The organism is Streptomyces sp. NPDC104096 (genome assembly GCF_055584385.1).
In genome coordinates, this window is record NZ_JBVJMD010000025.1 from 84,925 (window position 1) to 108,870 (window position 23,946).

Annotated in this window: 19 protein-coding genes; 4 read left to right on the top strand and 15 right to left on the bottom strand. The window is 72.3% G+C overall.

Translation table 11 applies throughout. The features are described 5' to 3' along the window. Positions 1-53: 53 nt before the first annotated feature. Positions 54-854, bottom strand: coding sequence for a crotonase/enoyl-CoA hydratase family protein (locus ACZ60B_RS24515; RefSeq protein ID WP_469390337.1), 801 nt, complete (start codon positions 852-854; stop codon positions 54-56). 175 nt (positions 855-1,029) lie between these two features. Here ACZ60B_RS24515 and ACZ60B_RS24520 point away from each other — a divergent pair, with 175 nt between their 5' ends. After that, complete coding sequence (locus ACZ60B_RS24520) at positions 1,030-2,655, top strand: acyl-CoA synthetase (RefSeq protein WP_469390339.1); 1,626 nt, start codon at positions 1,030-1,032, stop codon at positions 2,653-2,655. A gap of 18 nt (positions 2,656-2,673) precedes the next feature. Here the strand turns inward: ACZ60B_RS24520 and ACZ60B_RS24525 are convergent, their stop codons facing one another. Together ACZ60B_RS24525 and ACZ60B_RS24530 are read right to left on the bottom strand one after the other, a co-directional pair. Then, a complete protein-coding gene (locus ACZ60B_RS24525; RefSeq protein ID WP_469390341.1) occupies positions 2,674-3,552 on the bottom strand; it encodes an alpha/beta fold hydrolase in 879 nt (292 codons plus the stop codon). Positions 3,553-3,723: 171 nt separating this feature from the next. Then, a complete protein-coding gene (locus ACZ60B_RS24530) occupies positions 3,724-5,562 on the bottom strand; it encodes a hypothetical protein (protein ID WP_469390344.1) in 1,839 nt (612 codons plus the stop codon). Between the two features lie 396 nt (positions 5,563-5,958). Between ACZ60B_RS24530 and ACZ60B_RS24535 the strand changes: the two genes are divergently transcribed. After that, positions 5,959-6,324: a hypothetical protein gene (locus ACZ60B_RS24535; RefSeq protein WP_469390346.1), complete on the top strand. Its 366-nt coding sequence runs from the start codon at positions 5,959-5,961 to the stop codon at positions 6,322-6,324. A 92-nt stretch (positions 6,325-6,416) separates the two neighbouring features. Here the strand turns inward: ACZ60B_RS24535 and ACZ60B_RS24540 are convergent, their stop codons facing one another. Next, entirely contained in the window at positions 6,417-7,397 is a 981-nt protein-coding gene (locus ACZ60B_RS24540; RefSeq protein WP_469390348.1) for a DMT family transporter, read from the bottom strand. 127 nt (positions 7,398-7,524) lie between these two features. Between ACZ60B_RS24540 and ACZ60B_RS24545 the strand changes: the two genes are divergently transcribed. Continuing rightward, complete coding sequence (locus ACZ60B_RS24545) at positions 7,525-8,298, top strand: AraC family transcriptional regulator (RefSeq protein ID WP_469390402.1); 774 nt, start codon at positions 7,525-7,527, stop codon at positions 8,296-8,298. 21 nt (positions 8,299-8,319) lie between these two features. On the opposite strand, the gene ACZ60B_RS24550 is transcribed toward ACZ60B_RS24545, so the two are convergent. The 9 genes from ACZ60B_RS24550 to ACZ60B_RS24590 all read right to left on the bottom strand — a co-directional run bounded on the left by ACZ60B_RS24550 (position 8,320) and on the right by ACZ60B_RS24590 (position 20,185). Next, the gene (locus ACZ60B_RS24550) at positions 8,320-9,822 is read right to left on the bottom strand and encodes an acyl-CoA synthetase (protein ID WP_469390350.1); all 1,503 of its coding nucleotides are present in this window, start codon (positions 9,820-9,822) and stop codon (positions 8,320-8,322) included. Between the two features lie 81 nt (positions 9,823-9,903). Continuing rightward, positions 9,904-11,454, bottom strand: a complete 1,551-nt coding sequence (locus tag ACZ60B_RS24555; protein ID WP_469390352.1) for an acyl-CoA synthetase — start codon at positions 11,452-11,454, stop codon at positions 9,904-9,906. Further along, on the bottom strand, positions 11,451-12,563 hold the full coding sequence (locus ACZ60B_RS24560) for an NAD(P)H-dependent flavin oxidoreductase (RefSeq protein WP_469390354.1): 1,113 nt from the start codon (positions 12,561-12,563) through the stop codon (positions 11,451-11,453). The genes ACZ60B_RS24555 and ACZ60B_RS24560 overlap by 4 nt, the downstream gene beginning before the upstream one ends. 77 nt (positions 12,564-12,640) lie before the next feature. Beyond that, positions 12,641-13,255, bottom strand: a complete 615-nt coding sequence (locus ACZ60B_RS24565) for a GNAT family N-acetyltransferase (RefSeq protein ID WP_469390356.1) — start codon at positions 13,253-13,255, stop codon at positions 12,641-12,643. Positions 13,256-13,286: 31 nt separating this feature from the next. Then, the gene (locus ACZ60B_RS24570; protein WP_469390357.1) at positions 13,287-14,867 is read right to left on the bottom strand and encodes a phytoene desaturase family protein; all 1,581 of its coding nucleotides are present in this window, start codon (positions 14,865-14,867) and stop codon (positions 13,287-13,289) included. A gap of 52 nt (positions 14,868-14,919) precedes the next feature. Further along, positions 14,920-17,187: a serine/threonine-protein kinase gene (locus ACZ60B_RS24575; protein WP_469390359.1), complete on the bottom strand. Its 2,268-nt coding sequence runs from the start codon at positions 17,185-17,187 to the stop codon at positions 14,920-14,922. Between the two features lie 56 nt (positions 17,188-17,243). Further along, positions 17,244-18,101 carry an oxygenase MpaB family protein gene (locus tag ACZ60B_RS24580; protein WP_469390361.1) on the bottom strand — a complete coding sequence of 286 codons (858 nt, stop codon included), beginning with the start codon at positions 18,099-18,101 and terminating at the stop codon, positions 17,244-17,246. 534 nt (positions 18,102-18,635) lie between these two features. After that, on the bottom strand, positions 18,636-19,532 hold the full coding sequence (locus ACZ60B_RS24585; RefSeq protein ID WP_469390363.1) for a hypothetical protein: 897 nt from the start codon (positions 19,530-19,532) through the stop codon (positions 18,636-18,638). 5 nt (positions 19,533-19,537) lie between these two features. After that, positions 19,538-20,185, bottom strand: a complete 648-nt coding sequence (locus ACZ60B_RS24590; protein ID WP_469390366.1) for an RNA polymerase sigma factor — start codon at positions 20,183-20,185, stop codon at positions 19,538-19,540. 738 nt (positions 20,186-20,923) lie between these two features. Between ACZ60B_RS24590 and ACZ60B_RS24595 the strand changes: the two genes are divergently transcribed. Then, on the top strand, positions 20,924-21,958 hold the full coding sequence (locus ACZ60B_RS24595; RefSeq protein WP_469390368.1) for a C40 family peptidase: 1,035 nt from the start codon (positions 20,924-20,926) through the stop codon (positions 21,956-21,958). 187 nt (positions 21,959-22,145) lie between these two features. On the opposite strand, the gene ACZ60B_RS24600 is transcribed toward ACZ60B_RS24595, so the two are convergent. Both ACZ60B_RS24600 and ACZ60B_RS24605 read right to left on the bottom strand, forming a co-directional pair. Further along, positions 22,146-23,324 carry an acyl-CoA dehydrogenase family protein gene (locus ACZ60B_RS24600; protein WP_469390370.1) on the bottom strand — a complete coding sequence of 393 codons (1,179 nt, stop codon included), beginning with the start codon at positions 23,322-23,324 and terminating at the stop codon, positions 22,146-22,148. A gap of 233 nt (positions 23,325-23,557) precedes the next feature. Then, the gene (locus ACZ60B_RS24605; RefSeq protein WP_469390372.1) at positions 23,558-23,938 is read right to left on the bottom strand and encodes a four-helix bundle copper-binding protein; all 381 of its coding nucleotides are present in this window, start codon (positions 23,936-23,938) and stop codon (positions 23,558-23,560) included. Positions 23,939-23,946: the final 8 nt, after the last annotated feature.

The window sequence follows — 23,946 nt, forward strand, 5'->3', positions numbered from 1 at the left end:
GGGTCGGACGCCGGTCGGGCGCACGGGCGGGGCGCGCAGGACGGGCGCTCGGGTCAGGCGCGCTTGTAGACGGGCGGCCGTTTCTCGGCGAAGGCACGGGCGCCTTCCTTGGCGTCGGCGGTGTCGAACACCGGCCAGCCGCGCTTGAGTTCGGCCGCGAGACCGTCGCTCTCGGTCATCTCGGCGGTCTCGTACACCGAGGCCTTGACGGCCTCCACGGCGAGCGGGCCGCAGGAGTTGACCAGTTCGGCGATCTCCAGTGCCTTCGCCAGGGCCGTGCCGTCGGGGACGACGTGTCCGACCAGGCCGATCCCGGCCGCTTCCCGGGCGGTGTAGGGGCGGCCGGTGAGCAGCATCTCCAGGGCGTGGGTGCGCGGGATCTGGCGTTGCAGCCGGACCGTGGAGCCGCCGATCGGGAACAGGCCACGCCTGACCTCGAAGAGCCCGAAGGTCGCGGACTCGCCGGCCACCCGGATGTCGGTGCCCTGGAGGATCTCCGTGCCGCCCGCGACGCAGTACCCCTCGACGGCGGCGATCACCGGCTTGCGCGGGCGGTGGTGGCGCAGCATCGCCTTCCAGTGCAGATCGGGGTCGGCGGTGAGCCGCTCGCGGTGACGTTCGCCGTCCATCCCCTGTCCGGCCAGGGCCTTGAGGTCCATCCCGGCGCAGAAGGAGCCGCCCGCGCCGGTGAGCACGACCGAGCGGACGGTGTCGTCCTCGTCGGCCTCGATCCAGCCGTCGTACAGGCCGACGAGCATCCCCAGCGAGAGCGCGTTCCTGGCGTCCGGCCGGTTGAGCGTGAGCACGAGTGTGGCGCCCTCGCGCCGCACGGTGAGGTGTTCCGTCCCACCCATCGCCCATCTCCCCTCTCGAGAACGAGAACAGGTTGCAGGAGCGGAGGAGGCACTTCAAGGGTTTTCTGACAGATAGTCAGATTTCTTGGTGTGGACCCTTCCCTGTTGCCCCGCCCTTTGCTCTGATGACCGGCGAACCGTCGGATGCCAGACACCCCCGGGGTCAGGAGGAACGGTGGAGTACAACCTTGCCGACCTGTTCGAGTCGGTCGTCGACGTGGTGCCGGACCGCGAGGCACTGGTGTACGTCGACCACCCCGGCACGGGCGCGGAACGCCGGCTGACCTATGCGGAGCTGGACGCGGCGGCCAACCGGATCGCCCACCACCTCGTCGCCGCCGGGATCCGCCCGGGCGAGCACCTGGGCCTGCACCTCTACAACGGCGTCGAGTACCTCCAGACGGTGATCGGGTGCCTCAAGGCGCGGATCGTGCCGGTGAACGTCAACTACCGGTACGTGGAGGAGGAGCTGACCTACCTCTACCGGGACGCCGACCTGGTGGCACTGGTCTTCGACGCGGAGTTCACCGACCGGGTGGCGGCGGCACTGCCCCGGGCGCCGAAGCTGCGGCACCTGCTGCGGGTCGGGGCCCCGGCGGAGGGGACGCCCGGGACGGACCCGGCGGCCGTGCCGTTCGGCGAGGCGGAGGCCGCGGGCGACCCCGGCCGGGGGTTCCCCGCCCGGTCGGGCAACGACCAGTTCATCATCTACACCGGCGGCACCACGGGGCTGCCCAAGGGCGTGATGTGGCGCCAGGAGGACCTGTTCTTCGCCGGGCTCGGCGGCGGGGCGCCGACCGGCGAGCCGGTGCGCGCACCCCACGAGCTCGCGGAGCGCGTCGCGGCGGGCGGTGCGGGCATCACGTTCTTCCCCACCCCGCCGCTCATGCACGGCACCTCCACCCTGACCGCGTTCATCGGCTTCAACTTCGGCCAACGCATCGTGCTGCACCGCAAGTTCGTGCCCGAGGAGGTGCTGCGGACGGTCGAGCGGGAGCGGGTCACCAGCATGTCGCTGGTCGGCGACGCGATGCTGCGCCCGCTCATCGACGCCCTCGGCGGGCCCATGAAGGGCACGGACTGCTCGGCGCTGTTCAGCGTCTCCTCGTCGGGCGCGATCATGTCGGACACCGTGCGCAGGCAGTTCACCGAACTCGTCCCGAACGCCATGCTGCTGAACAACTTCGGCTCCTCCGAGTCCGGCTTCAACGGCACCGCGACCGCCGACTCGGGGCCCGAGCGCGGCTTCCGCATCCGCGTCAACTCCCGCACCCAGGTGGTGGATCCGGCGACGCACGAGCCGATCGCCGTCGGTGGGACCGGACGGGTCGCCCAGTGCGGGCACGTCCCGCTCGGCTACTACAACGACCCCCGGAAGACCGCCGAGACCTTCTTCGAGAAGGACGGCGAGCGGTGGGTGCTGCTGGGCGACATGGCGACCGTCGACGAGGAGGGCGTGGTCACCGTGCTCGGCCGCGGCTCGCAGTGCATCAACACCGGGGGCGAGAAGGTGTATCCGGAGGAGGTCGAGCAGGCGCTGAAGTCCCATCCCGACGTGTACGACGCCCTGGTGGCCGGGGTGCCGGACGTGCGCTGGGGCAGCCATGTGGCGGCGGTGGTGCAGCTGCGCGCGGGGGCGCCGAGGCCGTCCCTGGAGGACATCCAGGCCCACTGCCGCACCCACCTCGCCGGGTACAAGATCCCGCGCCAACTGGTGATCACCGAAACCGTCCGCCGCTCACCGAGCGGCAAGGCGGACTACCGGTGGGCGCGCGAGGTGGCGGTGGCGGAGGACCGCTGAACCCTCCGCGCCCCGGCTTCACGGCCGCCGCGCCGACGGCTCGGCGGCGCGACGGCCGTCGAGGAACGCCGTGACCCGGCCCGTGAACCACTCCGGGTCGTCCAGCCACGGATAGTGCCCGGCGCCCGGCTGTACGGCGAACTCGGCGTCCGCGAAGGCCTCGGCGGCCTCCCGGGCGAGCTCGGGACGGGGACCGCCGTCGACCTCGCCTGCGAGAACCAGCACGGGCGCGGCGACCCGGCGGAGCGCCCGCCGGGTGGCGACCGGGTCGAAGGCGCCGTCGGAGAAGCAGACGTCCCCGGCGGCGTCGTTCACCTGGTCGTCCAGCGCCGCCACATGGGCGCGGGCGGTGTCGTCCCAGCGTCCGTAGAAGAACCCGGCGAAGGCCGTCAAGTCCTCGTCCGCCCCCTCATCGCCGCCGAGCCATGCCTCGAACACCGGGTACGCCCGGGCGAACCACGGTTCGTCCGCGCGCAGCCGGGCCGCGGCCAGGCGGTGCTCGACGGTCGCCGGCCGCCCCAGGGCCCACGGTGTGGCGGTGACCAGCACGAGCCGTGCGAGGCGGTGCGGGTACCGGCCCGCGTACAGCATCGCCAGGCTGCCGCCCGCGGAGTGGGCCAGCATGTCCATCCGCTCCAGTCCCAGATGGACCCGGAGCGCCTCCACGTCGTCCACGAGCCGGTCGCACCGGTAGCTCGCAGGGTCCGCCGGCACCGCGGAGTCTCCGGTGCCGCGCAGATCGAGCAGGATCAGACGGCGGTGCGCGGTCAGCCCGCCGAGGTCGCCGAGGTACACGGACGCCCGCATCGGCCCGCCGGGCAGCACGACGAGCGGCTCGCCCTCGCCCTTCACGTGGTAGGCGAGTTCGGTCCCGTCGGGCGCGGCGAAGGTCGGCATGGCCGGGATCCTCGCCCCGCCCGGCGGCCGGGCGCAACGGTTTTCCCGGCCCGTGCCCCCGACGGCTCCCCCTTCGCCCCCGAGCGCACGACGAGCGGTCGCCTGCTCCGCACCGCACCGCGCTTCCCAGGGCCACACCGGCCGCAGGAGCGTCGGCGCCTCCTCCGTGGTTCAGGACGTGTCACCGGTACGAGGGCCGTCGGGCCAGGGGAACCCGAGCTCCTCGGCACGCTGACGGCTGCCGCCGCACACCTGTGCGTAGGACTTCGGGTCCTCTTCGGCCAGCCGGCGCAGCGCGGCGGCGGCCTGTGCCTCGGGCGGGGTGCCGTCGTCCGGGACGACCCAGCGGAACTGAAGGGGGCTGTCGGCTCGTTCCGGTCGGCCGGATGCCGACCCCGGCACGTACCAGAAGGTGACCACGGCGGTGTCGGGGTCGTCGAAGCCGCTGCTGATCCAACCGCGGCTCGCATCCCATCGGCTCAGCAGGTCCGGTTCCTCGATCAGTCCCGCCTTGATCAGGCGGGCGACGGTGCGGGCCCGCCAGGACCAGGCGCGGTCGGTCTCCGCCCTGGCGATCTCCGTGTCGTAGGCGGCGGCGTCGAACCGGTGGGCGGGTGGTTCGGTCGCGGGCTCACGGGAGCCCGTCATGGTCTGCCGCCAGTTCTCCCAGACCACTTGGTCCGCGTCCCGCCGGATGGTGACGTAGAGCGCGCCGCAGCACCCCTCCGTGCAGGTGGCCTCCGCGAGTTGCACTTCTCGGGGCTCCTCCCCCGCCCGCAGCCGGCCTCCGTCCAGCAGATACTCGGGGCTGTGGGCGGGACCACGGCCGAAGAGGGCCGGGACCACCGGGCGGCCGTCGATGAGCACACGCGTCTCGACGGGTTCTCGGTCCGCGGGGTCACCGGTCACCACCTCGACGCGGAACCTGTCGGGCGTGGCCGGGTGGCTGAACGGCTGTCGTCCGGTGCGGCGGATCCAGTCGGCCCGCCACCGCTGCACCGCCTCGCCGCCGGTGGCACCCGCCGACGTCCATCGGGGCTCGGCCAGCAGCCGTCCGAGCGATTCCAGCAGTGCCGCGCGCCGCCCGGGCGGCCAGTCCAGCAGCACGCCGGTGCCGCTGCTCAGTTCCTGGGCGAGCGACAGCAGCATGGCTGCGTTGTCGAGGGTGGGCGCCAGCAGACCGGCTCGGCCGACGACGCTGTCGTACACGCGCAGCGCGTCGCGGTAGGCGAGGAGGTCGGTCGGGTCGTCGCGTGAGCTCCCCATCCGGACGAGCAGCCGGCCCGCGTGGGCCAGCAGCCGGGTGTCGTCGGGGTGCCGGTCGAGCAGGCCGGACAGCCGGGAAGCCTCCGCGATCCGGCGGGCGACCGCGCTGCCGACGAAGCGCGGTGAGGCAGGCAGCGCGGTCGACTCCGTTCGCACGGCTTGCCGGTCGCCCGTCCACAGGGCTCGGACGAGTGGTCGCAGTTCGTCGCGGCCGGCGCGGACCGCGAGCCACAGGACAGCGGCAGACCGGCGATCGAGGATGTCGAGCGCGGTGACAGCCGGACCGGTGAGTTCCCGCAGCAGGCCGAGAACGGAGAGATACGGGACGTCCTCGGGCTCGCCGACGCGGCCCAGCAGGGCGATGCCCGCGGTGACGGTGAGCACCGTGGTACCGGTGCGGGTCAGCCGCCGTGCCAGGGTGCGGGCCGCATCCGTCTGTCCGGCCGACAGGGGCAGCCCGACCACGATGGACTCGATCAGGTGCCTGTGGTGATCCTGGATGCCGAGTCGTTCGAAGCGGCGGTGCAGGGTGGCGGGGTCGTCCGGAAGTGGGCTGAGTGCTTCCCGGACGGCATTCAGCGCCTCTTGCCGGGAGAGCGGGTCCTCACCCGGTGCGGTCTTCCGGGGCAGGGAGTAGCCGCGCCGGGACGGGGCCCCGTCGGTGGACTCGCTCAGCAGATGCAGGACACGGTCGTGCAGGGCGGTCGCAGGAGTGAGCGCGTCGCGCTCTTCCCGGGCGCTCACCGGGTGGGGTGGGACTCGATTCCGTAGGTCATGTGCGAAGCATGCCAGCCGGTCGGCGTCCTGTCGAAAAATTTGATGAGGCCGTGGCCGCTGCTCCTGCGTCATCGGCCGGGCACCAGGCTGCCACGGCAGAAGCCGCGCCGCCGAAGCCGGAGCCCCCTGCAAGTAAATTGCGCGGCCGGCACCCGCAACCGATGAGACGATCCGCGCAGGACCTCAACGGAAGCGACGACGAGCCCGATGACTGGCAGACGCCCACTCACCCACGTACTCAGCGAGTTCGCGCGGCCTTTCGGACGTCGTGGTGATCGGAAGCCGCGCCCGCTCGACCTGCTCCTCGCTGGGGGCACCGCCCCCGGAACGGCGCGGGCAGTGGTGGAAGAGGTGATTCGGGAGGTGGCGCCCGACGCGGCTTCGACGGACATCGATCTCATCTCCGACCTCCCCTGGCCTTCGGACGCCCAGGCCGCCCTCGACGCCGTCACCGCTGCGACGGGGGCCCGGGAAGGGGAGACCGCCGTCTTCCTGGACCTGACGGACGAGCGGCAGCGCGAATGGTTCATCACCCTCGTACCGCACACCATCTCCGCGGAGATCTGGGGGCCGAGGGGATCAGGAGTCTCCTTCTCCGCGAGTGACACCGGATCGGCGATCGGGTGGCAGTTGCCCGCCGAGCGGTGGGAGAGGGTCCGCGCGCGGCTACGGCAGCGGGGCGTGGACCCCGACGCCGTGGCGCGAAGGTCCGCCCGAGGCCGTTCCTGACGGAGGTGGAGAGCGAGGCACCCGGACCTCGGTCGTGGATCGCGGGCGGGTACCCGGTGTCGTCGGTGGTGTCCGCCCGGCCGGTCGCCGCCTCACACTGCCGGGTCGCTCCGGCCGTCCGCGTCCCCGGCCATCGGGAACGGCTGCCGGGCGGGGGCGGTCCTGCGGCGGGGGAGCCTGCCCCGGGAGACGGCGAGAGCGGCTCCCGCGAGCAGGATCAGCGCCCCCGCTCCCTGGAGCCGGCCGAAGGACTCGTCGAGGAGGAGCGTGGCGCACAGAGTGTTGATCACCGGGACGTTGAACATCATGAGGGAGGCGTTCGCGGGTCCCACGGCAGCCACCCCGCGGTAGTAGAGCAGGTTGGCCACGGCCGCGGCGCCCACGGCGAGGTACACGGTGTTCAGCCAGACGCCCGACGGCAGTTCGCGCCACCGTACTCCCGCCATGTCGGGTGCGGCGAGGACGCCGAGCAGCACGGCCCCCGCGCAGGTCGCGTACGTGGTGGCGCGCAGCGGTTCGACGCCGGACAGGACACGGGATCCCAGCAGCGTGTACGAGGCCCAGCAGACCGCGCTCGCGAGGAACAGGGCGTCACCCCAGAGCCGTGACGAGCCTTCCTGAGCGCCGCCGCCGGCACCGAGGAAGAAGACCACCGCGCCGACGAGCCCCAGGGCCAGACCCGCCGTCCGGGCCCGTCCCGCCCGTTCCTTGCCGGTCACCAGCAGGTACGCGCTGGTGAGCACGGGGCTCATGACCGGGATGAGGATGCCGGCGTCCAGGGAGGGGGCCAGTGACAGGCCCCAGAAGAAGAAGCCGTTGTAGGCGAAGACGCCCGGCACGCCCGCCCCCGCCGCCCGCCACGCGTTGCGGACCGGGACACGCGTCCCGCGGTCGCCGAACAGCCGGACGGCCAGGAGCAGGGTGGCGGCGCCGACGCCGAAACGCAGGAAGGCGCCCACGGAGTGAGGAACGTGCTCCACGACCGCCTTGGAGCTCGAGAAGGCACTCCCCCAGAGCACCATGGTCATCGACAGTTGCAGGTACGGGCCGCTCGTCCTTCTCCGTGTCTCCATGCCCGCGACTCTGCGGGGTCGGGGCCCCGTCCGGCTTGAACGCTGGTGCGCGGGTCACAATGGGCCCGTGGGACCGGGGAACGGCTGGGCACGGTACTGGCGGGACCGCGCTCGCCCGTTGGAGGCCATGCACGCGCACTTCTTCGAGCATGTGTATCCCCGGCACAGCCACGACACGTATTCCTTCGGTATCACCGACATCGGTGCGCAGAGGTTCCGCTGCCGGGGAGCGGACCACACCAGCGGTGCCGGCATGGTCATGGCCTTCAACCCCGACGAGGTGCACGACGGCCGCGCCGCGGCGGAGTCGGGCTATCAGTACCGCATCGTGCACATCGGTCCCTCGGTCGTCCGCGGGATACTCGCCGACGCCTCCGACGGGCGCACCGGCGCGATGCCGCTGTTCATGCGCCCTGTCCTGACCGATCCTGTGCTCACGGGCGGCCTGGCGCGCCTGCACGCCGCCCTGGTGGGCGGCTCCGCCCCGCTGGCGAGGGAGGAACTCCTGACCGCGGCCGTCCTGGCGATGGCGCGACGCGGCGCCACCCGTGCTCCGCGCGGGCGGACACTGACGGACCGGGCACGACGTCAGGCCGCCCGCCGGGCCCGTGCTCTGCTGGACGAGGCGTTCCTCGGACCGGTCTCGGCGGCCGACCTGGCCGAAGCCGCGGGGTGCAGCCGCTTCGCCCTGTACCGCGCCTTCCAGGGGGAGTACGGGATGCCGCCGAGCGACTACCAACGCCTTCTGCGGCTGCGCCGGGCACGGTGTCTGCTGGCCGGTGGCCTGTCGGCGGCGGACGCCGCGGCGTCCGCCGGTTTCTCCGACCAGGCGCACTTCCACCGCTGGTTCAAGCGCACGTACGGCATCACACCGGGGGCCTTCCAGCGCGCCGTGCTGTGAAGCCGCCGGCCGCCGAACGGCTCATGGACTGTCGTGGAAGCGGTCCCGCAGCTCGCGCTTGAGGATCTTTCCGCTGGCGTTGCGCGGCAGGGTCTCGACGAAGAGCACCCGCTTGGGGGCCTTGAAGGGGGCGAGCTTCTCCCGGGCGTGGGCCACGAGTTCGGCCTCGGTGACCTCGCCGCGCGGCACCACGATCGCGGTGACCGCCTCGATCCAGCGTTCGTCGGGCAGGCCGACGACGGCGACCTCGGCGACGGCGTCGTGGGTGTACAGGGCGTCCTCGACCTGCCGTGAGGCCACCAGGACACCACCGGAGTTGATGACGTCCTTGACCCGGTCGACGACCGTGAAGAAGCCGTGGGCGTCGCGCACCGCGAGGTCGCCGGAGTGGAACCAGCCGTCGCGGAACGCCTCGGCGGTCTCCTCGGGCTTGTCCCAGTAGCCCTCGCACAACTGCGGGGAGCGGTAGACGATCTCACCGGGCGTGCCGTCCGGGACGTCCTTGCCGTCCTCGTCGACGACCCGCGCGTCCACGAAGAGGACCGGACGGCCGCAGGAGTCCATCCGGCCCTTGTGCTCGTCGGGGGCGAGGACGGTGGCCAGCGGGCCGATCTCGCTCTGGCCGAAGCAGTTGTAGAAGCCCAGCTTCGGCAGGCGCTCGCGCAGCCGTTCCAGGACCGGGACGGGCATGATCGACGCCCCGTAGTAGGCCTTGCGCAGTCCGCCGAGGTCGCGGGTGGCGAAGTCGGGGCGGTTGGCCAGACCGATCCACACCGTCGGCGGCGCGAACAGGCTGTCCACGCGGCCCGCCTCGATCAGGTCGAACAGCTCGTCGCCGTCGGGCCCGTCGAGGATGACGTTCGTCGCGCCGACCGCCAGGTAGGGCAGCAGGAACACGTGCATCTGCGCCGAGTGGTAGAGCGGCAGGGAGTGCACCGGGCGGTCGCCCGCGCTCAGGTCGAGGGCGGTGATCGCGCTCAAGTACTCGTGCACCAGCGCCCGATGGGTCATCATCGCGCCCTTGGGCAGCGCCGTCGTCCCCGAGGTGTAGAGCAGCTGCACCAGGTCCTCGGCGCGCGGCTCGGGGCCGTCGTACGGCGCCGCCGTGGCCAGCCGGGCCAGCAGGGAGTCGTCGCTGTCGCGCAGCGGCAGCGTGCGTACGTCCGAGGGCAGGCGCGCGGCCAGGTCCGGGTCGGTGAGGACCAGCGCGCTGCCCGACTGGCCGACGATGTAGGCGAGATCGTCGCCGGTCAGGTTCTGGTTGACCGGTACGTGCACCAGGCCCGCGCGGGCGCAGGCGAGGAAGGCGATCAGGTAGGCGTCGGAGTTGTGGCCGTAGGCGCCGACCCGGTCGCCCGGGGCGAGGCCCTGGTCGAGCAGCACGCTCGCCGCGCGGGAGACGGCCGTGTCGAGTTCTTCGTAGGTCCAGGCGCGGTCGCGGTAGTCCACCGCGACGCGCGCCGGGGTGCGGCGGGCGCTGCGCCGCAGCACCCCGTCGACCGTGCTCCCGTGTCCAGGCGTCATGGGACCTGATCCTCGGTCGGCGGAAGAAGGAGGTCAAGCGCCCGGCCACGGCACGCTCCCGGCCCCGTGCTCCGCGTCGGGTCACATCTTCTTCGCACGGCCCTCCCAGTAGGGGTCCCGCAGCCGTCGCTTGTAGAGCTTGCCGTTGGGGTCGCGTGGCATCTCGGCGACGAAGTCGACGGTCTTCGGGCGTTTGTAGCCGGCGAGCCGCCCGGCGCAGTGGTCGAGGAGGGCGGCCGCGAGGTCCGGGCCGGCCTCGTGGCCCGGGGCCGGTTCGACGACGGCCTTGACCTCCTCGCCCCAGTCGTCGTGCGGGATGCCGAAGGCGGCGGCGTCGGCGACGGCGGGGTGCGCGAGGAGGGCGGACTCGATCTCGGCCGGGTAGACGTTGACCCCGCCCGAGATGATCATGTCGATCTTGCGGTCGCGCAGGAAGAGGTAGCCGTCCTCGTCGAGGTAGCCGAGGTCGCCGACGGTGAAGAAGTCACCGATGCGGTTCTTGCGCGTCTTGGCCTCGTCCTTGTGGTACGAGAAGCCGCCGGTGTTCATCTTCAGGTAGACGGTGCCGAGTTCGCCGGGCGGCAGCCGGTTGCCGTCGTCGTCGAAGACCGCGAGTTCGCTGATCGGCCAGGCCTTGCCGACCGTCCCGGGCTTCTTCAGCCAGTCCTCGGCGGTGGCGAAGGCGCCGCCGCCCTCGCTGGCCGCGTAGTACTCCTCCACCGCGTGCCCCCACCAGTCGATCATCGCGCGTTTGACGTGGTCGGGGCAGGGCGCGGCGCCGTGGATGGCGTGCCGCATGGCGGAGACGTCGTACGACCGTCTGACCTGCTCGGGCAGCGCGAGCAGCCGGTGGAACTGGGTCGGGACCATGTGGGTGTGGGTGCACCGGTGGGTGTCGATGAGGCGGAGCATCTCCTCGGGCGTCCACTTGTCCATCAGCACCAGCCGGTGGCCGATGTGCAGCGAGGCGCCCGCGAACTGGAGGACGGCCGTGTGGTAGAGCGGCGAGCAGACGAGGTGGACGTTGTCGTCGTGCGGCCGGATGCCGAAGATGCCGAGGAAACCGCCGAGGTAGGACTCCTCGGGGAGCTTGCCGGGCAGCGGGCGCCGGATGCCGCGGGGGCGTCCCGTGGTACCCGAGGTGTAGTTCATGACCCAGCCGAGGGTGCGGTCCGCGGGTGCCGACTCCGGTTGTCCGTGGAGGAGTTCGGCGTACGGGCGGAAACCCTCGACCGCGCCGACCGCGTACCGCCGGTCGGCCGGCAGCCCGGCCTCGTCGGCGGCCTGCCGGGCGGTACCGGCGAACCGTTCGTGGGCGAGGAGCACCTTGGCGCCGGAGTCGGCGACGATCCAGGCGATCTCGGGTGCGACGAAGTGGTGGTTGACCGGGACGAGGTAGAACCCGGCCTGGGAGGCGGCCAGATAGGCCACGAAGAACTCGGCCGAATTGGGCAGGACGACCGCGAAGGAGTCGCCGCGTCCGAGTCCGGCGGCGCGCAGGCCGTGCACGAGCCGGTTGGCGGCGGCGTGCAGGCGCCCGGCGGTCCACTGTTCGCCGTCGGGGGCGACGAGGACGGTGCGGTCGGGGTCGGCGGTGGCCTGGGCCCAGAATCCGACGGGAGGTGTGCTCATGACCGGCCGCTCCTTCCGGCGATGCGGTTGACGCGGTCCACGGCCCGTTCGAAGCCGCGGGTGAGGTCGTCGAGGACGGCCTGGACGCCGCGTTCGCTGTTCATGCGGCCGACGATCTGGCCGACGGGCGTGCCGAGCAGCGGGTCGATCTCGTACTTCTGGATGCGGGAGACCGCCTCGGCGACGAGCAGCCCCTGGAGGGGCATGGGGAGGGTGCCGGGCCCGTCCGGGGCGTCCCAGGCGTCGGTCCATTCGGTACGCAGCTGGCGGGCCGGTTTGCCGGTCAGGGCGCGGGAGCGGACGGTGTCGCCGGAGCCGGCGGCCAGCAGTTTGCGGGTCAGGGCGGGCGAGGTGAGGTCGGCCTCGGTGGTGGTGAGCCACAGGGATCCCAGCCACACCCCCTGGGCGCCGAGCGCGAACGCGGCGGCGGCCTGCTCGCCGCTGCCGATGCCGCCGGCGGCCAGCACGGGCAGCGGGGCGACGGCCTCGACCACCTCGGGGGTCAGCACCATGGTGGCGATCTCCCCGGTGTGGCCGCCGGCCTCGTACCCCTGCGCGACGACGATGTCGATGCCCGCCTCCTGGTGCTTGCGGGCGTGCCGGGCGCTGCCGGCGAGCGCGGCGACGAGCACGTCCCGGTCGTGGGCGCGGGCCACGACGTCGGCGGGCGGCGAGCCGAGGGCGTTGGCGAGCAGCCGGATCGGGTAGTCGAGGGCGACGTCGAGCTGGGTGCGGGCGACCTGTTCCATCCAGCCGGTGATCCGCCAGCCGGACGGCTCGCCCGGGGCCAGCTCGGGCACGCCGTACTTGGCGAGGGTGTCGGTGACGAACCGGCGGTGCCCCTCGGGGATCATCGCCTCGACGTCGGCCTCGGTCACGCCCTCGACCTTATTGGCGGGCATGACGACGTCCAGGCCGTAGGGCCGGCCGCCGATGTGCGCCTCGATCCAGTCGAGGTCGCGCTTGAGGTCGTCCGGGGCGGTGTAACGGACCGCGCCGAGCACCCCGAAGCCGCCTGCCCTGCTGATGGCCGCGGCGACGGCGGGGAACGGCGTGAAGCCGAAGACGGCGTGCTCGACTCCCAGTTTCCTGCTCAGCTCCGTCTGCATGGGCGCAGGATGCCGCAGCCGGTCTGCCGACGGAAGACCTTTTCTGATGCTCCGTCAGATCGGCGTCCGATTTCTCGTCAGATTCCTCGGGCCTCCTGCCGCGCCGCTTCTCGGGCTTCCTGCCGTGCCGCGCGTACGACCGTGTGCAGATGGCCGTCGAGGGGGAAGGCGGGCGGAGCCGCGGGCAGCAGGGCGGTGAAGGCGAACCCGGCCTTCTCGGCCACGCGGCAGGAGGCGGTGTTGTCCTGCTGGTGGAGGAGTTCGAGCCGGGTCAGCCCGTCCTCGGCGAAGGCGGCGAACGCCCAGTCCACCAGTACGGCCAGGGCCCGGGGCGCCAGACCCCGGCCCCGGGCGGAGGCCGCGGTCCAGTAGCCGACCTCGGCACCGGGCGCGCCGGCCACGGGCCGCTTGAGCACGACATGGCCCGCGGGCGCGCCTTCGGTGCCGTCCGGGCGACGCTCGACGACGGCGAACGCGAAGCGCTCCCCCGTCGCCCGGCCCCGTTCCTGCTCCCGCACCCAGCGCGCCGCGCTCTCCTCGTCGTCCACCGCGCCGGTGGTCCAGCGGCGCAGTGCCGCGTCCCGGTACGTCTCGACCAGGGCGGGCGCGTCGGCGGCGGTCCAGGGGCTCAGCAGGAGCGCGGGAGCCGTCGCGCCGGCGGCCGCCTCCAGTCGCAAGGCCGTCAGGTCCATCCGCCGACCCTGAGGTCTGCCGTCGGGGCGGTCAGTCGGTCCCCTCCTCCAGCACGGCCATCGCCGCGTTGTGCCCGGGCACCCCGCTCACCCCGCCGCCGCGCACCGCGCCCGCCCCGCAGAGCAGCACGTTGGCGTGCCGGGTCGCCACACCCCAGCGGCCGGTGCCCTCGTCTGCGTACGGCCAGGACAGGTCGCGGTGGAAGATGTTGCCCCCGGGCAGCCGCAGGTCGCGCTCCAGGTCCAGCGGGGTCTTCGCCTCCAGGCACGGGCGCCCGTCGGCGTCGACGGCGAGGCAGTCGGCGAGCGGCTCGTCGAGGTGCGCGTCGAGCTGGGCCAGTGTCGACCTCAGCAGCTCCGCCCGTACGGCGTCGTTGTCCTGTGCGAACAGGCGGGCCGGGGTGTGCAGGCCGAAGAGGGTGAGGGTCTGGTAGCCCTGCCGGACCAGGTCCGGGCCGAGGATCGTCGGGTCGGTGAGGGAGTGGCAGTAGATCTCGGAGGGCGGGGCGGTGGGCAGTTCGCCCGCGGCGGCCCGGGCGTGCGCGGCGGCCAGTTGCTCGTAGCCCTCGGCGATGTGGAAGGTGCCGGCGAACGCCTCGCGCGGGTCGACGGACCTGTCCCGCAGCCTCGGCAGCCGCTTGAGCAGCATGTTCACCTTGAGCTGGGCGCCCTCGGCGGGGGCCGGCGGGGTGTCGCCGGTCAGGGCCGCGAGAGCCTGCGGGGAGGCGTTGACCAGGACGTGCCGGGCCTCGGCGACACCCTCGCCGTCCGCCGTGCGGTAGGTGACCTCGGCCGTGCGGCCGTCCGTGGCGATGCGCAGCGCCTCGTGCCCGGTCGCGAGGACGGCGCCGGCCTGGCGGGCGGCCGTGGCCAGCGCGTCGGTCAGGGCGCCCATGCCGCCGACGGGTACGTCCCAGGCTCCGGTGCCGCCGCCGATCACGTGGTAGAGGAAGCAGCGGTTCTGCTTCAGCGAGGGGTCGTGGGCGTCGGCGAAGGTGCCGATGAGCGCGTCGGTCAGGACGACCCCGCGGACCAGGTCGTCGGCGAAGTGCTTCTCGACGGCGACCCCGATGGGCTCCTCGAACAGCATCCGCCAGGCGTCCTCGTCGTCGACCCGGCGGCGCAGTTCCTCGCGGGTGGGCAGCGGGCCGGTCAGGGTCGGGAAGACCCGTTCGGCGACGCGGCCCGTCATGGCGTAGAAGCGCCGCCAGGCCTCGTACTCGCGCGGGCCGCCGGTCAGCCGGGCGAAGGCCTCGCGGTTGCGCCGTTCGCCGCCGCCGACGAGCAGCCCGGTGGGCCGTCCGTCGCGTTCGACGGGGGTGTAGGAGGAGATGGTCCGCCCGCGCACCCGGAAGTCCAGGCCCAGATCGCGCACGATCTTCTTCGGCAGCAGGCTGACCAGGTAGGAGTAGCGCGACAGCCGGGCGTCGACGCCGGTGAACGGGCGGGTGGAGACGGCGGCGCCGCCGGTGCGCTCCAACCGCTCCAGCACCAGCACGGATCGTCCGGCCCGGGCCAGATAGGCGGCGGCGACCAGGCCGTTGTGTCCTCCGCCGACGATCACGGCGTCGTAACCGCGTCGTCCGCTGCGATGTCCCTCGAGAGCAGGCATGATCCCAGGAAACACGAGGTGATCCCGGTCGGCCAGAGGGCGGACGCCGGGGTCAGTGGCCCTGCGACGCCTGTTGCTGACGCAGCACCGCGACCCTCCGGTACAGCTCCACCGCCTCCGCGGAGCGTCCGAGCTGTTCCAGGCAGTGGGCCTCGTCGTTGCGGCCGGCGAGGGTGTCGGGGTGGTCCGCGCCGAGGACGCGCTCGCGGGCCGACGCCACCTGGCGGTACTCGGCCAGCGCGTCCGGCCAGCGGCCGAGCCAGCCCAGGCTCACGGCGACCTCGCGCCGGCTGACCAGGGTGTCGGGGTGGTCGGGACCCAGCGCGCGTTCGCGGATCGCGCACACGTCCCGGGCCTCGGCGAGGGCCTCCTCCCAGCGGCCGAGGCGGCCCAGGTTGACGCCCAGGCCGTGGCGGGCGCGGAGGGTCTCGGCGTGGGCGGGGCCGTGCACCCGGGCGCGGGCCTCGGCGAGCTCGCGGTAGAGGACGAGCGCCTCCGCGCCGCGGCCCAGCCGGCCGAGGCTGATGCCGATCTCGTGCCGGGCGGCGAGGGTGTCCGGGTGGTCGGGGCCGAGCACCCGGGCGCGGGCCTCGGCGATCTCGCGGTACTGCTGGAGCGCCTCCGGCCAGCGGCCGAGCTGGCCGAGCGCGTAGGCGACCTCGTAACGGGTCACCAGGGTGTCCGGGTGGTCGGGGCCGAGCACCCGGGCGCGGGCGGCGGCGACCTCGTGGGCCATGCGGTAGGAGTCCTGCGGACGGCCGAGCCGGCTGAGGTTGAAGGCGAGGTTGTGGCGGCAGCGCAGGGTGTCGGGGTGGTCCGGGCCCATGAGCTGCTCCCGGGCGGTGAGCACCGCGCGGTAGACCTGGTGCGCGTCGAAGTGACGGCCCAGCTGTCCGAGGACGTAGGCCATCTCCTGGCGCACGGCGAGCGAGTCGGGATGGTCGGCGCCCAGCGCCCGGGTGCGGGCCGCGGCGACCTGCTTGTACTCGCGCAGCGCGTCGGCGGCGCGGCCGGTGCGGCTGAGGGTGAAGGCGAGCTCGTAGCGGCTGGCGAGGGTGTCGGGGTGGTCGGGGCCGAGGAGTCGTTCGCGTTCGGCGGCGACCGCGCGATGCACCTCGCCGGCCTCGCTCCAACGGCCGAGCCGGCCCAGTCCGAGCCCGGTGCCGTGGCGCCCGGCGAGGGCGGTGAGGGTCTCGTGGTCCGCGGCGGGCGCCGCGGCGGGCCGCGGCTGCGCGGGCGGGGGCTGCACAGGCCGGGGCCGCGCGGGCCGGCCGGTGACCGGGCGCGCGATCCACTCGCCGGTGAGCGCGGCCCCGGCGTCGGGGAGCACGGGACGCAGCCTGGCCGCGGTCGCCTTGTGGCCGGTGGTCATGCCCCGGGTCCAGGACGGCAGGCGCGGCTCGCGGGCGGCCGGCTCGGCGGTGCGCAGCTGCGGACGGGGGCTCACCACGGTCGGCACGTACACCGCCGGGGTGCGGCCCGCGGCGATCCGGCGGCCCACTTCGAGGGCGTCACCGGGGCGTTGTCCGGGTTCCTTGGCGAGCAGGTCGAGGATGATCCGCTCCAGGTAGCCGGGCAGTTCGGCGCGGTGCTCGCGCGGCGGGCGGGGCGGGGTGTCGCGGTGGCCGATGAGGACCGCCCAGGCGTCGTCGAGGTCGAACGGCGGCGCCCCGGTGGCGATCTCGTACAGCACGCAGCCGAGCGAGTACAGGTCGCTTCGCCGGTCGACCTCGTCGCCGCCGATCTGCTCGGGCGACATGTAGTGCGGGGTGCCCATGGCGATGCCGGTGCCGGTCAGCCGGGAGGTGAAGCCGATGTCGTGGGCCAGCCGCGCGATGCCGAAGTCGCATATCTTCACGGTGCCGTCGGTGAGCCGGACGATGTTGGCGGGCTTCAGGTCGCGGTGCACGATGCCCTGGCGATGGGTGTAGGCGAGCGCGGCGGCGACCTGGTCGGCGATCTCGACGACGTCCGCGACGGGCAGCGGCCGGTGGCCGTCGTCCTCCAGCAGCCGGCCCAGGTCGCGGCCCTCCAGGAGCTCCATGACCAGGAAGAGGACGCCGTCGGACTCGCCGAAGTCGTGGACGACGGTCACCCCGCGGTGCTGGAGGCCCGCGGCTACCCGGGCCTCGCGCCTGAACCGCTCGCGCAGCACCCGGGTGAAGGTCGCGTCGTGCGCCGGACCGCGCGGCTTGAGGCACTTCACGGCGACATGCCGGTCGAGCGACTCGTCCCGCGCCCGCCACACCTCGCCCATGCCGCCGCGCCCGATCACGTCGAGCAATCGGTACCGGCCCTGGATCAGTCTGGTCTCCGCCATCGCGTACGGTCGCCCCCGTTCGCCCCGTCCTCCCCTGGCTCGTCCAGTATGGCGGTCTATCGTCCGACTTTGTACGGTGCCGGGCGCGCATCGGGGCCGAGGCGGGCCATGGCGCGCAGGATGTGTTTGGGCGGGAGTCGCCAGCGCAGACGTGCGGGAACACAGCGCAGGAGGGTGCCGGTGGCACGCAACCTGCGGGTGACGGTGACGGGCCGCGGGGCCGGTCTGCCGTACAACGTGTGGGCGTACGGCGGCAGGGAGGCGTACGCCAGGTCCGCCACGCGCCGCCACAGCACCTCGCGCGCCGGGACGAGGAGGGGGTGCGTCGGCGGGTGCAGCAGGAAGTCGTCCACGGTGCGCGCCTCGGGTCCTGCGGCGAGTTCGGGACGCACCCGCGCGAAGTACGCGGCCAGCTCGGCCCGGTCGGCCGGGACGGCGTCGGGGTCCAGGCCCACCAGGCGGGCGCCGACGCGGTGTTCGCCGATGTAGCGGTCGGCCTGGGCGTCGGTGAGCGGGAAGCCGGAGCGGCGCAGGACGTGCAGATAGGAGTCGATCTCGGCGCAGTGCACCCACAGCAGCAGCGCGGGCTCGTCGACGCCGTACCGTTCGCCGGTCTCCGGGTCGGTCGCCGTCAGCCTGGCGTGGATCTTCCGGACCCGGGCGCCGGCCTTCTCGGCGGCCTCGGTGGTGCCGTACGTCGTGGTGCCGACGAAGTCGGCGGTACGCATCAGCCGGCCCCAGGCGTCCTGCCGGAAGTCGGAGTTCTGCATGACCCCGCGCACCGCGCGCGGGTGCAGCGCCTGGAGGTAGAGCGCGCGGACGCCGGCGACCCACATCATGGGGTCGCCGTGCATCTGCCAGGTCACGGACGCGGGGCCGAAGAGCCCGGGATCGGGTGTGCCTCGGGACGCCATGCCCGCAGTGTGACCCGCGGGGCCGACGGCCACCAGCCCGTCGGCCGGCCCCGGCCCTGTCGAGCCCTGGGTCGCCGTGTGACCAGGATTGATAGCTGACATCAGGAAACGTTCGTGACCTGCGCTGATGCCAACTGGCTTCAGCAACCTGAGGCCACGGATCAGAGAGATGGTTGGCACTTTGGTACAGCGCAGGTCACAACGGGTGCCGCCACGCTTGGGCATCCAATCCGACCAGTACTGCAGGTGGCCGAGAAGCCATCTCCGGATGGGCCGTCAGGTTCCTGTGACGCCGTAGTTCACGGATCCGCTCGAGAGGCAGCTCGCGCCAGTTGCCGCCGAGAGCGCCGGCGTCCGCCCGATCTGCACCCGCACTCAACGATCTTCGCTCCAGGCCGTAGGCATATCGCGACCGACGATGTTTGCTTGCGGGAACGTCTGCCGATCTGGGCGAGCTCATCCTCGGCGCCGGCGAGACCGGCGCGCAGTCCTTCGACTTCACCGGGCCGCAATTAGGTCGGCCGAATGGCCGATTCACTGGTCATCGGTGAACTTCGGGTCCTTCTCCTGATTGTAGATCTCCTCACCGGACGCGTCGTAGGCGTGGACGTAGGGGCTCGGGCCCGCATAGTGCGAGCCGGGGTCGTCGGCGGAGAGAGCCGCCGCGTAGACGAACGCTCCGCCTGCCATTACCGCCGGGTACTGCTTCGGGTTATCGCCGTAGCTGATGGCGATCCTGGCAATGCCGGATGTGTAGTGCCCGGCACCCAGCACGAGATATTGCCCCTTGCCGGTGGACTCGCGAATGGAGTCGAAATACTCAATCGTATGACCGGTGCCCCACAGGCGATCGTTGATGAACGTGGGCGGGGAATCCTGGCTGTTGCCCTTGTCGCCCTTCGACTCGCATTGCACGTACTGATCGGCGGAGTTGACGGCGATGACCACACCGTCCCCGCGCTGCGAGACGACGGGAGCACGGGCCGCGACCACCGCGTGGTAGCTCGAGGCATCCGAGCCCAGGCAGGAGGCGAGGATCCTGGCGACGGTCCCGGCGTCGATCGGGGTCGTCGTCCCGCTGGTGACGGCGAACGCGTCCGGGGTGGAAGTCGTGCGAGTCGGTGACGGCGCAGACCCGGCTCCGGCCGACGTGGAGCCGCGCGTCGTGATCGGACTCGGTGGCGCGGCGGCGCTCGTCGGGTTTCCGTCAGGAGCGGCGAGAAGCGGCTTGGCATCCCCTACCCCGCCGAAGACGGCCACGGCCGCGACGCTCACCGCCACAACGCCGGTGGCAACACCCAGCGGCACCACCCACCCGCGTCGCAGCGAAGCACGGTTGTCCTCTGGGCCGATCTTCTTCAGTAGCTCCTCTCGGGTCCGCCGGTGGTTCGGCAGATCACGATCGGAAGGAGCCGCGGGAATGCCCGGCATGTCATTCATCGTGCGACCTCTTCCGCGTTGACGGGATTCACCGAACCGAATGACGCCGGAAGCGTGGATCTGCCGACGAGGTCGGCCCCCAGCCTCCGCCGCGCCCGGTGCAGTCTGGACTTCACGGTTCCGACCGCCACCTTCAGCGTTGCCGCAGCCGCCTGCTGATCCAGGCCGGACCACACGCAGAGCTCGACGACCTCGCGTTCGTGGCGCGGCAGCCGAGCCAGCGCCCGGTGGATCTCCGACATACGACGCTCGTCGTCGACCAGGACGGCGACACGGTCCGCGTGGTCGCCCACCGACTCGTCATGCGAGACGAGCCGGCGCAGCAACGCCTCGGCCCGCCTCAACCGCCGCCTGGTGTTCGACAGCAGGCGGTCGGCGATGCCCAGCAACCACGGCAAGGCCGAGTCGCGGTCCAGCACCGTCTCCGATCGTCGACGCCAGGCGTGCAAGAACACGGTCGACGTGAGGTCTTCGGCCTCGGACCAGTCGGCGGTCCGCCGGAACAGGTGGTTGTAGACGGTCCTCCCATGACGGTCGAAGATCAGACCGAACGCCTCCCGGTCGCCGTCGACGGCCCTCGCCCACAGCTCTCGGTCAGATATCCCTCCGACCGGTACGGCGGGACCAGCGTCATTCAGTTCCATGCTCCATACGTGTCCGGCAACCGGCCGAAGGTTCCCGCTGAACCAGCTCCGTTTTGACGGACTCGGATTCAACCGGCCAGAGCGACAGTGCCGGTTGGAGGCAGGCGGCGCCGACCCTGCCGGCGAAGGAGTGGTCGCCCGAACAGATCGTCGGACACTTGCCTCTGCACCACGGGGACGACCCGCGGACGCGGATCACCCACGAGACGGTCTACCGGACGATCCACACCACCCGCTGGAAAGTGGTCCCCCGCGAACCGTGCAAGCGCGTTCGAACTGGCCGCCCGATCCGGAAGAACAAGCCCCACACGGTGAAAGGCCAGTGGCGTTCACGGATCACCGACGCCCGACCGGTCGAGGAGCTGCTCCGGCAGCATCCGCCCGAAGGAACAAACCTGGCGACGTTCAGCCAGGACGAGCTCGACGCCATCGCGGCGAAGCTCGACAACCGGCCGCGCGAGTGCCCGGGATTTCGCACACCAGCCGTGAGTGTCGCCTTGACAGGTCGAATCCACATCAACACCTGCCACCTACCCGGCAGCACTCCGAAGGAAGCCGTAACTCGTCTCTGTCACTCAACATCCCTCATTACAAAGCCACTTGCTCTAATGAAGACCGAGTCACTACAGTCGCCATCCGAACCTTTGCCCGGTTGTTCACTCGCTGGGGGTGACAGTGAAGGATCACCGCTCGCCGGCGTTTTCGGCAGGCGGCTGGAGGAAGAAGGAGTTCGCTTTCGTGACGTCCCACCGTCGGCCCAAGCAGCCGAGCCGCACCCGTGTGACCGTGTTCACCACCGCCGCCGCTGCCGCCGTTGCCCTCAGTGCCAACGTCGCCAATGCCGCGCCGTCCGGGAAACCCGACAAGGACGAGGTCAAGGCCAAGGTCGACAAGCTCTACGAAGAGGCCGAGCAGGCCACCGAGAAGCTCGACGGCGCCAGGGAGAAGCAGCAGAAGCTGCAGAAGCAGATCAGCGCTCTCCAGGACAACGTCGCCCGCGGCCAGGAAGAGCTCAACGAGCTGCGCGACGGCCTCGGTTCGATGGCCGGCGCCCAGTACCGCACCGGTGGCATCGACCCCTCCGTGGCGCTCTTCCTCTCCTCGAACCCGGACGACTTCCTGGACAAGGCCTCGGCCGTGGACCAGCTGACCGCTCAGCAGGCCGAATCGCTCAAGAAGGTCCAGGAGAAGCAGCGTTCGCTCGCCCAGCAGCGCGCCGAGGCCTCCGCGAAGCTCAAGGACCTCGCCGACACCCGGGCCAAGCTCGCGAGCAGGAAGAAGGAAGTCCAGAGCAAGCTGGGCGCGGCGCGGAAGCTCCTCAACACGCTGACCGCGCAGGAGAAGGCGGCGCTGGCCGCCCAGGACCGGCAGCGGGCCACCCGCGCCGGCGAGCGCGTCGACCTCGGCACCACCAAGGCCGCCTCGGGCCGCGCCGCCGCCGCGTTCGCCGCCGCCCAGAGCGTGATCGGATCACCGTACGCGTACGCCCACTCCGGCCCCAGCACCTTCGACTGCTCGGGTCTCACCTCCTGGGCGTACGCCCAGGCCGACGTGACCATACCCCGCACCTCGGAGGCCCAGGCCGACGCGGGCACCCGCATCTACTCGCAGAGCGATCTGCAGGTCGGTGACCTGGTCATCTTCTACGGCGACCAGCACCACGTCGGCCTCTACGCGGGCAACGGCCAGGTGCTGCACGCCCCGCACACCGGCGCGTTCGTCCGCTACGAGTCGATCGGCAACATGCCCTTCCAGTTCGGCGTCCGGATCTGACCTGCGCCTCGGGCCGGGGCCGCGGTGCGGTCTTGACGACAGCCGTGCCCGTCACAGCCCACCGCTACCGCACCTTCGGCGGGTCGCGACTACCTGGCCTTGCCCGGCCTCGCCGCCACCCGGCTGCCACGAGCGGCTGCGCGCCACCAGCCTGCCGGCTCTGCCTGAAAAGCCTCGTCACACGCCGCTACCGGCGCACCCGGGGCATCCCCAGGCCGATCCACGCGATGATCTCCCGCTGGATCTCGTTGTTGCCGCCGCCGAAGGTGAAGATCACCGCCGAGCGGTAGCCGCGTTCCAGTTCGCCGCGCAGGACCGCGCCCGCGGAGCCCTCCTGGAGCGCGCCGGGGGCTCCGACGATCTCCAGCAGCCAGGCGTAGGCGTCGCGCCGGGCCTCGGAGCCGTACACCTTGACGGCGGAGGCCTCCTGCGGGGTGAGGGTGCCGTCCTGGACGGCGCTCACCATCCGCCAGTTCATGAGCTTGAGGGCGTCGAGTCGGGTGTGGGTCTGCGCGAGCCGGCGGCGCACCCAGGGCAGGTCGACCACCCGTCGGCCGTCGGCGAGCTTGGTCTCCCGCGCCCAGCGCTGTACGTCGTGCAGGGCCCGGACGGCCATGGTGCCGTGCGCGGCGAGGGTCACGCGCTCGTGGTTGAGCTGGTTGGTGATCAGCCGCCAGCCCTGGTTCTCCGCGCCGACGCGGCGCGAGACGGGGACGCGGACGTTCTCGTAGTAGCTGGCCGTGGTGTCGTGTCCGGCGAGGGTGTTGATGAGGGTGCAGGAGTAGCCGGGGTCCGTGGTCGGCACCAGCAGCATGGTGATGCCCTGGTGGGGCGGGGCGGACGGGTCGGTGCGCGTCGCGAGCCACACCCAGTCGGCCGTGTCCCCGTTGGTGGTCCAGATCTTCTGCCCGTCGACGACGTAGGTGTCGCCGTCCCGTACCGCGCGGGTGCGCAGCGCGGCGAGGTCGGTGCCGGCGCCGGGCTCGCTGTAGCCGATCGCGAAGTCGATCTCGCCGGAGAGGATGCGGGGCAGGAAGTACGACTTCTGCTCGTCGGTGCCGTACCGCATGATCGTCGGACCGACGGTGTTGAGGGCCATCAGCGGGAGCGGGACGCCGGCCTGGGCGGCCTCGTCGAAGAAGATGAACTGCTCCATCGCCGACAGGCCGCGTCCGCCGTACTCCTTCGGCCAGCCCACCCCGAGCCAGCCGTCCGACCCGAGCCGCCGTACGGTCTCCCGGTAGAACCGCTTCTGGGCGGCGGGCTCGGCATGGCGGGCGGAGGCGTCGGCCGGCGTCAGCCCGGCGAAGTAGGCGCGCAGTTCGGTGCGCAGCCGCTGCTGATCGGGTGTGTGATCGAGGTGCACGGCGCCTCCAGGTTCCCCTCGGCCGGTCCTGACGGCGCACACCGTAGAACGTGTTCCAGAAATTGGGAACGGGACTCACACCACCGGTCGCGCGCGACCGGACCTGCACCGGCGCGCACGCCCGCGCGGACTCACCCGCGCGCGGGGGTCCGTCCGGGCACGCAAGCCCGCGCGGACCCGCTTGAGCGGGGAGGTCCGCGCGGACCGGCACGGGCGCGGCAGGCCGCGCCGACTCATCTCAGCGCGGTCATGAAGTCGGCACAGGCCCGCGCGCACGCGCGGCAGGTGTCCGCGGCCGCCTGCGCCTCCGGCTGCCCGTCGAACATCTGCGCACATTCCAGACAGACGGTGCGGCACCACTCCAGCTGGATGCGGACACCCGCCTCGTCCGTGTCGTCACCCTGCTCGGCCAGCGCCCGGCAGGTGGCGTCGCACACCTCCGCGCACATGATCGCCTTGCGTCGTACGAGCTCCCGCTCCTCACTACTCCCACCCGGATCCACCAGGCTCGCGCGCACGGCACACACCCGGGCGCAGTCGGCACACGTCTGCGCACACGCGAACCGGTCCTCCAGGAACCGGAACAACTCCTGCTCAGATGTCGTCAATGCCACACCCTGCG